At 46.9% G+C, this 725-nt stretch carries 1 protein-coding gene; it reads right to left on the reverse strand.

Annotated features, from left to right (window positions below):
- Nucleotides 1–618 (reverse strand): alpha/beta hydrolase (locus tag AB5935_RS27035; RefSeq protein WP_410525557.1); only part of this gene is annotated, 618 nt, incomplete at its 3' end.
- Nucleotides 619–725: the final 107 nt, after the last annotated feature.

Genomic DNA, 725 nt, shown 5'->3' on the forward strand with positions numbered 1-725 from the left:
GGGAAGCGTCAGCCAGCCAACGCCACCACCCTGTGAATGAGTTACAAGGATAGCGGTTCCAATTTTATCGAACAAAGCGGCATAAGCATCAGAGAATACATTGAGGTCGATAGATCCTATGGTGGGAGTCATTTGGCGAAAGTATTGATTAAGAACCTCTTTGTTGTGACTGAATTGCACGCCCTCGAAATAATCGGGATATATCCCCACACGGAAACGGTTAAACCATTCTTCTTCATCAAAGACAGGAGATATAGTGACGGTTTCCGTGCTACGTCCCGCATTGCCACGCCGAGGTTGGTCGACAAGATAAGTGGAGAAGCCACGCCGTAGAAAGATGTTCTGAAATCCCTCTCGTCCGTCGGGCGTAGTTTCCCACGTTTTGGAGAACTGACCTACACCATGTGCAAAGACAAGCGGATATTTCCGTGCATCGACTGGCTTTTGATAGAACACGTAGGCATGGTCGCCGTGATAGTTATGCCCCAATGAATCGGTCAATACCGTTCCGCCTACGGCAAAACTGCCTTGTTCCTCTATCCTTATGACATCCTTATTGTAAGTATGGCAACCCGACAACAAAGCGATAGCCACCATATAAAAAATAAACGTTCTCATACTTCTGCTATTTATTTCTGAATCTTAGATTCCTGCAAAGCATCGTAACGGCTACCGACAACCGGAATAGCTGCTACCGCCTTTTCCAATTCCGCCATTTCTTCCGC

This window comes from Phocaeicola sp. RTP21198st1_B8_RTP21198_201120, assembly GCF_040929485.1.
Classification (GTDB): domain Bacteria; phylum Bacteroidota; class Bacteroidia; order Bacteroidales; family Bacteroidaceae; genus Phocaeicola; species Phocaeicola dorei.